The 7792-nt window shown below is 53.5% G+C and carries 5 protein-coding genes; 1 reads left to right on the top strand and 4 read right to left on the bottom strand.

What is annotated here, in order from left to right:
• Positions 1–140 precede the first annotated feature (140 nt).
• On the bottom strand, positions 141–1043 hold the full coding sequence (locus VE954_RS25590) for a hypothetical protein (protein ID WP_324958194.1): 903 nt from the start codon (positions 1041–1043) through the stop codon (positions 141–143).
• A gap of 9 nt (positions 1044–1052) precedes the next feature.
• The gene (locus VE954_RS25585; RefSeq protein WP_324958192.1) at positions 1053–3539 is read right to left on the bottom strand and encodes a hypothetical protein; all 2487 of its coding nucleotides are present in this window, start codon (positions 3537–3539) and stop codon (positions 1053–1055) included.
• A gap of 243 nt (positions 3540–3782) precedes the next feature.
• Here VE954_RS25585 and VE954_RS25580 point away from each other — a divergent pair, with 243 nt between their 5' ends.
• A complete protein-coding gene (locus tag VE954_RS25580) occupies positions 3783–5735 on the top strand; it encodes a 7TM diverse intracellular signaling domain-containing protein (RefSeq protein ID WP_324958190.1) in 1953 nt (650 codons plus the stop codon).
• 228 nt (positions 5736–5963) lie between these two features.
• On the opposite strand, the gene VE954_RS25575 is transcribed toward VE954_RS25580, so the two are convergent.
• Both VE954_RS25575 and VE954_RS25570 read right to left on the bottom strand, forming a co-directional pair.
• Entirely contained in the window at positions 5964–6674 is a 711-nt protein-coding gene (locus tag VE954_RS25575) for a hypothetical protein (protein WP_324958188.1), read from the bottom strand.
• Between the two features lie 132 nt (positions 6675–6806).
• On the bottom strand, positions 6807–7792 hold a 986-nt coding region (locus VE954_RS25570), incomplete at its 5' end, for an ATP-binding protein (protein WP_324958187.1).

The raw sequence follows: 7792 nt of genomic DNA, 5'->3' as shown, positions 1-7792 counted from the left end.
TGTGACAAGGTCGGGCCGGATGCAGGACCTCGACCTCGAAGTATGCTGGACCCGGTGGGAGACGATGCATCACGTTATTACGGGCGCTCGATCCGAGTCGTGAATGATGAATGAGGTTCCGTCCGACTTTAATATCAACTTTAAAGATCGATGCGGACAAGCCCCGTCGCAATGTGAAACCAAAGACGATCGTTGGCATCGATCCGAATGGCGAAGATAAGGAGAAACGTTCCTGGTATCTGCGGCAGGCTATTAAGATCTTTCTGGCTGAAAATCTCAGCATAGCTCACACCATCAGTCCGATAAATGCTGAAGTCGAGAGCCATGATGATCTCGCCCTTTGATGTTTTGCGCACGTCGTTAAAGGAATAAAACGTACCTCCGGCGGGCCAGAATTTCTTGGTTTGCGTGACCAGGTCCAGGACCCAGAAGCCCGTTATAGGCTTGGAGTCGGGACGAACGGACAGAATCAAGGTGTGATCATCGATCTGGTGAATGCGATCGATGGCGCCAAGACCCCAGTCCTGCCACGATCTGAGTGCCCATTCCGTGTCGGCGTCCTTCCGCTGCAAGAGACCTAGGTTGGTGGCGACCACCATCCCATCCTTGCGGCTAAAGATATTCAGGATTTTCGATCCTGCATCGGCGCGAAGCGGCACGCGTTGAAAACTGAAACCGTGGATCATGGCCAAATCCACAGTATCGTTCTGGAAAACCCAGAGCCTCCCGAGAGAATCCCGAACAGCGTTCAAATAGGAGCGGGGCTCAGCAAAGCTTGCGATCGGTGTCCATGCCGATTCCGGTGTCCAACGATAGATGCCAGTGGAGTTCCTTAGGACGGGCTCAAAGAATTCAGTTTGCAGGGGCGCTTCATCGGGCAAACCAGGGCTTTTTAAAGTTCGCACCCAACCGCTTGGTTCCAACGTGTACAGCCCATCCGATTGAATATAGACGCTGGGCTTGCTCTGAGCATCCACCCAAAGTCCCCAAATTCCCGTACTGGGCGAGACTCCGGGTTTAGGTAAATGGACCCAGTTTCGCATGGGGAACACCTACGGAACAGCATCGATTCCAGCAGGACTGGCCAGAATCATCGGCCTATCTTTTTCATCCTCGGCCAGGTGGAAACCGACTCGACCAAATAAAATGCCCTGCACGCGCAAATCCCAGTGGCGGAGGCCTTGGCCATCCCAAAGCATAAAACCTTGATGGGTCTCCCAGTAAAGTTTTCCGCTGGTCAGGAAATGAGGCACCATGCGCTGCTCTGCGCGCCGAGCGGTCAGATACGGGAACATCTGCCACGAGTTCCGGCTGTCATCCCAATAGGAATCGCCCATGATGATCTCTGAGGCCGGTCCGATGACGAAATCCTCGGCTCCGAGGTCGATCCCTTGGAGGGATGCTGGGATGGGCAGCGTTTGTGTTCCCTGGGTCGTCGTGACCTCAATGCTCATAGTCTGGCCGCTGCGACCGCGCACGACCCACAGTCTTTCCTGAGCGTCGACGCCGATTTTCAAGAGCGGCAGAGAATGATCGACCAAAGTCCAGGTGTTCTGACCGGAGGCGGATCGAAAAAGACTGGAATTGCAGGACAGCCAGAGATTCTGCTGTTGATCACGCACCAAAGCCTGGGTCTGCGGGAGAGTGTGACAACGGTCCCGTTCTGCAGGCCAAGGGATGAAGCTCCATTGGCCGTTTTGGTGAATCGCCATGGACTTATCGGTCGCGCACCAGAACCCGCCGCGATGAAAACTTTGCGGGCGCAAGCATTCCACAGCGTTTTGCGGGTCAAGAGGAGTGACCTTTTGCCAACCAGAGTCAACCCACTTGAACAGGTAAAAATCGATGCGGAAGGACTCCATCCGCCACACGCCCCATTGGGCATGAAGCTCACCCTCTTGGGAGAGCCAGATCTGAGACATTTGACCACCGATTGCTTCAGCAGGCACGGCCACCAACTGCCAGGCCTGTGCATCCTCGTCCCATCGGGAAATGTCATGGCCACGCACAACAAAGATGCGCCGCTGATGATCCTGCAGCATCTGGCGCGTATTATCCGTAATATCGGAGGCGGTGCTTAAGCGAAGAGGTTGCCAGCGCTGAGGCTGGATGCCGATGGATGTCATCTCCTCGTGCACATGTCCGGCCTGGTCATCAGCCTTAACAAAAATGCGCAGTCGACCGCCTTCAGCCTTGATGTGGGGCCAAAGTTCAAAAAGCTCGACCTGGAGATCCGCGTCACAGTCGGTGTAGAATTCCAGATTTTTTTTTTTGCAGCGACCGCTCGTGCACAGAACGGATCGTCCGGTTAGCAAGGATTGGTCTTCTCGCACGAAGTCAGCCTTACACTGAAACCTCGCCGTCAGCGAACCATCCTCCAATTGAGGATGACGTCCGACTATGCGCAAACGGGCAGTCGGCCTTGGAACACGCATTTGAGAGGAGGGCTTATTCCATTCGTCTTCCGACCATAACAACTGCAGACCAGGTTTTTGCTCGGTTACGGCCACGGTTTGGCAGCTCAAGGCAGAACGGTTGCCAGCCCGATCCTCGGCAAAGCCGTAATAATCGAACACACCAAGGTCCTCGGCTGTGATGGCTCCCGTTTTGTGAAAGTTTCCGCTCTCGCGACAGGCGCCACGAGGCTGACAATCCATGCTGGACTCGGTCGATGGGATGTCATCGAGGTCGTGACCTCGCGCTTCACGGCAGTAATGCAGATCGCTCTGGGGCGAGGGCGCTTTCCAGGGAAGAATAGCGCCCTTGGCAAAGACAGCGACGCGCTGGCCCAAACCATAGCCCTCAAGACCACCGACTTCAGGTCGCCGGTGCAGGATGGTCAGTGGGCAGGATTCAACCCGCGTTGGAATCGAACCCGGAATATCCCAACCTTCCATGCTGACCTGGAACGAGAGGCGGAGTTGGTACTGTCCTTCCGGTAGAGAGTCGGTTGTGAGGCTGTGCGGCAGATCATTCAAATGCATGCCATAAGGCTTTTCAAAAAACACAAAAGGTTTCTGCTGCTTTTCATCCACCGCGGTAAGTTCAAAACGAGCTGCATGCAATGGGCCGTCACCCGCCCAGCGCAGGGGGAATGTGAGAGTTTCGTGCGCAAAATAGCCTTGCTGTGGACATTGGAGTTCTGCACTGACGTGCGGTGAAGGCTGCATGGCGAGACGCAGGAGCTTCTGCTCGGATGAATCATTGGGTTCATGGGCCAGACTCCACCCCTGAGCGCTGCTGAAGGCTTGGATCACACCCGACTCGGCCGCAGTTCGCACACAGCCGCGTGAACTGATCTCAAGATTCTGGACGCCTCGCGAATGCGATAAGAATCGACTGCGGGTGGTCAAGAGCGTGGCCGATGAAAGTTCTTCACCCTGCGGATCTTCGAATTTTATAATGCGCCCTTCGGCATTAAAGCTGGAAGGATCGACTCCGCACAGTGCGCCCACAGCATCGAAATGCTTTTCAAAGCGTTGACAGCCCTGGATTAAGCTGAATAGCGCAATCAAGATTAAAGGCAGGCGTGATGTCATGATCCCCTCACGACTGGGGTCGGTGAATTAAAACCTAAGGAAATCATAAGCAGAAATGATGTTCGTTGGTGGAATCACAGAAAGACTCCTGGATAATAGCTGCCTTCGCAATCAAGTAAACCCTGTTCGAACCGATCCCATGATCAGGGTCATCTCGCATACCGTGCGTCCCCTTTTTACCAACTGAGCGTGAGAGCAACGACGCAAATGAAGGCATCGGAAGACCATCAGAAGACTGGATTGATGCACGTCCTTCTTCTCTTTTTCATACTTCTGCTGCCTTTCCATGATGCCCTGGGGGCTGTTCGCGAATATGCCCTCGACGATGATCCGAATGGCACAATGCTTGGGCCTTATCTGCAGATCATCGAGGATGGATCCCAGAGCCTAACGCTGCCGGAAGCCGTCCAAGCCTTCGATCAAGAATCAAAGTTTCGAGAGTGGGGTTCAAACGCCAACTTCGGCTTGAGCCGATCCGCTTACTGGATCCGGTTCGCCCTGGTCAATTCTCGCGACCAACCTCTGGACGTCGTCATCGAGAGTAGTTTTCCCATTACGGATTCGGCAAGGCTGCATGATTCTGCAACTCTGATCGGCGTTGCGGGTGACCAGGAGTCCTTCCGCGATCGAACGATTCGATCGAGACAGCCAGCTTTTCTCGTCAGGGTCCAGCCAGGAAAAACGGTCTACTTTCTGCGGGTCCAGACAACGGGAGGCAGCCAGGCGCCGCTCAAGGTTTGGTCGCCAGCCAATTTCCATCGTCACAACCTCTTCCAGTACTGCATCATCAGCTTTTTTCTGGGCTGTTTTGCTTTCGTCGGGCTCTACAACTTCTTTCTCTTCATCAACCTCAGGGATCGAACTTACCTGTATTACGTGATCTTCATCTTCTGGAACATCATGTACCAGCTGTCCTATTTTGGCCTTTCTCAGGAAGTATTCTTTATCCTTGGTCTGCAAAACCCCGTTCCTAATGAAATCATGGTAGCGTCCGTTGACATCATCTTACTCAGCCTTTTCCTGTTCAGCCAGGCGTTCCTGAAAATCGAACAGAGCCTACCCAAGTTGTCCTGGCCTTTAAAAATACTGGCCTTGATGAGCTTCGCCAACCTTTTAAATACACTGTTTGTATCCGTCTTCTGGGGTAATGTCTTTTGCCTCCTGACATCCTGCTTCAATATATCGGCCTACTTCCTTGCCGGGTTCCTTCTGGTTCGCAAGGGATCCAAATCGGCCTTCTGGTATACCATCGCATTCGCCAGCTATCTCGCTGGAGCCGGTTTTACAGTTATTAATATCGCCGGATTGATGCCGGCCAACATACTTTCGTATTGGGGACAGATCACCGGCGGCGTGGTCGAGGGCATCCTGCTTTCCCTCGCCTTGGCCGATCGCTTCAACGAATTCCGGAAGCAGAAGTACGAGGCCCAAAAGCGTCTGCTTGCGCTGTCAGCTCAGAAGGATCACAGCTATAATCAGCTTGCGAAAGTGGTCTATCCGCATCAGATCAAGTCCATTGAGATGGGAGAGGAGCTGGAGACCACCATGCCTACACAGTCTGGCGAAGGCATCGTGATCTGCTTTGACATCATTGGATCATCGAAGTTGAAACACATCAGGCTGAAAGACTTCCTGGAGGCCTCCATCCATTCGTGTCTCGGCCTTCTGCAGCACAATTATGATCCGACGCGAATGGAGGCGAATGGCTATCGGATTAAGGAATTAGGCGATGGTTTCCTCTGCTCCATTGGGTATCCCTTCAGTGCCCCACCCGATACCAATTCCGCGGATCTGGCGTTGGCCATGGCCAAAGGTTTTGTGAAAAAGCTCGAAGAAAATGCGCATGCCTTCCAATTCGATTTTCCGATTTACTGCGGCATCGGCATTGCCATGGGGCAGCTGCAGGGTTATTATCCCAAGACCAGTCCGAAGGAATATGATATTTTTGGACGGGGAATCGTCCTGGCAACGCGTTATGAATCGATCCGGAAGGAGATCTTCGGTCAGACGGGACAGCATTCCATTATCCTTCACACCGGTATATTCAACTCCCTGACCTTTGATCAAAAGAAGAAGTTCGCAAAATACAGACTCGATGGGGATTTCAAGATAAGGGATGATAGCGAAGCCACGGAATTTTATTATCAGCTGATTCCTTACGGCCAGAGTGGTGAAAAAAACCAGGAGGCTGCTTAGGAACGGGCCGACTCAATCCCCAGCACCACAGAATTGACATTTTCGGATTCTTCTGTATTCCAGGAGCCTTGGACGCGAGACTTTGATTTTCGATGAAAAGTCACGCTATCCAGTTCTTGTTCACCGGGATTTCGATCAGGAATAGCAGGGAGATGCCAAGGCGGAGTCGATTCGAAGGGTGTGATTTGAGGACAGGGGCTCCTCAGGAGCCCCTCGGATTCCAAGGCCTCACCTGCTGAGGAAGCAGGCATCGGTGATGGAGTCGCGATAATCACAGCGGCCGAGGCACCTTCCGTAACCGATGTCAAACATCGCTTCGCTTTGCAAGGCCGTGCATTCCGCTTCGGTGCGAATCGTCACACAGGTGCGGCTGGCGGCATCGAACGATGTCCCATAAGCAGCACAGGTTTCCTTGCTCGGCAAAAACCGGACGCCAACGCACTCCTGATAGCCGAGGTCGAAAACGGATCCGTTCGCCAGCTTGTCACACTCGGCCTGAGTGGTGATGGGCTTGCAGCTTTCCGAGGCCGCATCGTAGCTTCTTCCCTTAGCGGAGCAGTTCTTTTCATTGTTTTGTAGGTTAGGTCCGTGACATTCGCCAATGCCAAAGCGAAGGACGAACTTCGATCCATTGGCGAGCGCGTCGCATGCTTCTTTGGTCGCGATGCGGACGCAGTCCTTGGCCTCGGCATCATAGCCCAAACCCCAGACGCCGCAGTTCACCGCATTGAGGGTCCAGGGCGGGGTGGAAGTTGCTGAGGGGACAGCGGGATCGGTCGGGACTGTGGGCGCGGGATTCCCGCCAGGAGGTGTTGTCGACGGGATGGCGCCGGGCACCGTAGCCGAAGGTATGGTCGATGCCGGGGCATCATCATTCTTGTCTTTCTTTGAACAGGACAGGGACAGGCACAAAAACACGAGGAGGACAGCAGTTTTCATAAGGGGCTCCTTAAAGAGTTCAGCCGACCTCGCTAAGGCAACATTGATGCCAAACTGTCCTGGGCTCGATTGTTAGTTCGAACGGATTGTAGCCCGTCGAACGTTCTTACTCATGCCGTAAGTCCCACGAATTTAACTCAGCAACTTACGATCATAATCGTGAGCATCATATCCATGGTCAACGGTTGAACCGGAGATTAACAGCGAGCGATGCACCAACTCCAACAGCTTTTGCATCCCGATGGGTTTGGACAGATGGGCGTCGCATCCCGCGCGGCGGCATCTCTCAATTTCATCGCGCATCGCATGCGCTGTCAGAGCCAATATGGGGACTTTACAACCCAGTTTACGAAGTCTCAAGGTGGCCTGATAGCCATCAAGATGAGGCATTTGAATGTCCATTAGGATAATATCATAGTCATTCGCAGAGGCCATGCCCACCGCTTCGAGACCGTCACAGGCAACCTCGACGTGAGCCCCCGCCAGGGTCAAAAACTTGGTGACGAGAAACTGATTGTCGATGGCGTCCTCTGCAAGAAGCACACTGACCCCGTCCAGTCGAATGATTGGTTGATGGAGCGTCTTCTCTGTTGGCAAGGAACTCGCTTCATAACTCGCGCCTTCAAGAGCGATCAAAATTTCAAAGACGCTGCCCACCCCCGGCCTGCTTTCAACCAGCGTTACATCGCCGCCGAGAGCACGAGCCAGACGTCGCGAAAGCTCCAGTCCCAGACCGGTCCCTCCAAACTCCCGCGTTGTCGCAGAATCACCCTGGGTAAACGGCTTAAAGATTTTGGCAACATGGACAGGTGTCATGCCGCGTCCCGTATCCCGAACCAAAAACCGCAGCATTTGCAAGTCTTTATCCACCCGGGTGTTGAGCGTAACGGAACCTGCTCCAGTAAACTTGATGGCATTGCCGATGACGTTGGTCAAAACCTGCTTCAGTCTCGCCGCATCGCTAAAAATAGTCGCAGGAAGGTCATTGTCCGCAGTCATCGAAAAGACGATGCCCTTTTCTTCAGCAAAGTGACCCATAACCATCTGAATATCGGTCATGAGTTCAGGAAACTCCACCACGTTTTTTTCAATTTCCAGTTTCCCGGCTTCCACCTTGG

It is taken from the genome of Oligoflexus sp. (genome assembly GCF_035638955.1).
Lineage (GTDB): Bacteria > Bdellovibrionota_B > Oligoflexia > Oligoflexales > Oligoflexaceae > Oligoflexus.
Note: the sequence above shows the minus strand (reverse complement) of the source record. Positions and strands in the feature narration are given on the sequence as shown.